The 2,169-nt window shown below is 41.4% G+C and carries 2 protein-coding genes and 1 pseudogene; 1 reads left to right on the top strand and 2 read right to left on the bottom strand.

All coding sequences use genetic code 11. From position 1 onward, the window contains the following. Positions 1 to 637: pseudogene (locus DXZ20_RS00685) on the bottom strand (hypothetical protein); the annotation flags it as partial. A 246-nt stretch (positions 638 to 883) separates the two neighbouring features. Further along, positions 884 to 1,195, bottom strand: a complete 312-nt coding sequence (locus DXZ20_RS00680; protein WP_163695685.1) for a hypothetical protein — start codon at positions 1,193 to 1,195, stop codon at positions 884 to 886. Between the two features lie 159 nt (positions 1,196 to 1,354). Between DXZ20_RS00680 and DXZ20_RS00675 the strand changes: the two genes are divergently transcribed. Next, positions 1,355 to 2,068, top strand: coding sequence for a hypothetical protein (locus DXZ20_RS00675; protein WP_163695682.1), 714 nt, complete (start codon positions 1,355 to 1,357; stop codon positions 2,066 to 2,068). Positions 2,069 to 2,169: the final 101 nt, after the last annotated feature.

Here is a 2,169-nt window from a genome sequence, read left to right as displayed (position 1 = left end):
CAGCACCTGCCCCTAATGCACCGCCAGCCGCCGTTAAACTCGTTCGAACACCGGGATTTACTGACGTTGTTCCTTTCGTATTAGGTAAGAGTTGATTTCCGATTCCTCTCGCTTTAGCCGCATTAAAGGCTTGTATTGCAGATTGAGTTCTAGAACTTCCTGTAATAGCGGTACCTGGATTTCTTGAAACGTTAGTTCTAGCAGTACCAAAATTACTAATATTTCTACCGGATGCTGTTGTCCCTCTAGACGTACCTCGTGTATAGGAACTATTGTTTAATGATGCATTTCTTCTAGCGGTTTCTCCAACCGTTTCAGGCCCTCTGTAATTGGCATTGGTATTGAGTTGATTCAGTCTATTACTTGCTCGATTTCTAGCGCTTATTCTGGCACTTCTAGCATTGCCGCTTTGCATATCAGGGAAATGCATGCCCCCGGTTCCTCTACTCCCGTAAAAAGAACGCTCTAAAGAGAACCGACTGTTTACCTGATTACTAAAACTGGCATTACTAGAAAATGTTGTTCCAGGGCTCGCACCATTACCATATCTGAGTACGTTACTGTTTCCGTTGGTTAAAACAGTAGCGCCTTGACCAGTATTTAAAGATGTTCCTTTGGGTGTATTGCTAGTTGACATAAGGCACAAAAGGAAAACTTAAAAAAAGAAGCCATTATAGCGATTCCCGCTCAAATGAGGTGCGTCAAAATCATTGACTGATAAGCTTTATAGCTTTAAGTATGTCCCTCACCAGATAGAGAAACGCTATAGTCTAATTACTAACAACTTTCCTTGTCATAATCCATTTGATGTATCTTCCCCTTACTTAGTTTTTGTTTGCACCAAATAAGTAATTTAATTGAGTGCTTAACTTATTAAGCTAGCTTACGAACCCTGTAAGTAGGATGCTGGAATAGTACCGTCTAACTCTGGTTGTACTGCTGCCCACAATGAGGGGTACTGGTTAGAAGTAAAGTTAGGTTGTAGCTGGACATTTATACGGAAGCTAGCAATGTTTTGTTCTGTATAAGATCGGAACAGGGATTTGTCGAATTGGAAGACATTTAAGCCTTCGGCTTCCTGATATCTACGACCATTGGCCATAAACTCTAGTGTGGAGCAGGCCCAGACCGCTAACGTTTCTAGGTCAGTTAAAGCACTGTCTGGTATCGCAGCTCTTGAAATGGGGATAGTCATAATAGTAGGTAATAGCTTTGTACTAGAAAATAATACTCAGCATACTTATTAAATGACCAGAGTTCGTGTTAATTAAACTGAATAATTTAGACTTTGAATCCTCCATGCTTTTGATACTTTGGGTTGAATAAACATATGGGATTGATAATGCAATGAGTTATGGACGTACTATTAGCTTTGTTGATGTGGGCAATCATCATATTGCTGTACCTGCAACGTCAGAAATGCATACGTGAAGGTCGTCCCTTTTTTAGAGCCGTTTCAAAAAACAAGGTTCGGAAGCCAATAAAAACATCAGCGCCGCAGCGTTTTCAGCAAAAAACACGTCAGCGTGCCGACAATACACCAAAAACTCAGCGGTTTAAGAATCGGCCACAACAGGTAGCAACTGCGTCAACTAAAGCTCAGAAGCCAATAAAAACATCAGCGCCGCAGCGTTCTCAGCAAAAAACATGTCAGCGTGCCGACAATACACCAAAAACTCAGCGGTTTAAGAATCGGCCACAACAGGTAGCAACTGCGTCAACTAAAGCTCAGAAGCCAATAAAAACATCAGCACCGCAGCGTTCTCAGCAAAAAACATGTCAGCGTGCCGACAATACATCAAAAACTCAGCGGTTTAAGAATCGACCCAATCCTGGCATCAATAAGATCAAGACTGAAACTGCGAAGGTTGCTACATCAAAATATAAAAGTTCAGTCAATAGAGAAAACAGCGTTAATCGCCAATTACTGAATAAGCTAGATAGCCTCACTCACGACTCAAACACTAGCGTTCGACTGATTAAAAATGCTAAGCAGAAAAATCCTGGCCAGTCTTTAGATTGGTGTGCTGAACAGGCTATTTTTCAAATTCAACGAGATCGCAAATAGTTTCCATAGCCTTATTTCTATGCAGATTATTTTATTTTCAAGCACTGAAAATCCTCGTGTCGGCGGTTCAAGTCCGCCTCCTGGCATTGCCGGTCTAATTA

This window comes from Adonisia turfae CCMR0081 (assembly GCF_011009555.1).
GTDB classification, from domain to species: Bacteria; Cyanobacteriota; Cyanobacteriia; order Phormidesmidales; family Phormidesmidaceae; genus Leptothoe; species Leptothoe turfae.
Note: the sequence above shows the minus strand (reverse complement) of the source record. Positions and strands in the feature narration are given on the sequence as shown.

Coding starts and splice junctions, on each gene's coding strand:
- DXZ20_RS00680 (WP_163695685.1), bottom strand. CDS start 1,195: ATGACTATCCCCATTTCAAGAGCTGCGATACCAGACAGTGCTTTAACT.
- DXZ20_RS00675 (WP_163695682.1), top strand. CDS start 1,355: ATGGACGTACTATTAGCTTTGTTGATGTGGGCAATCATCATATTGCTG.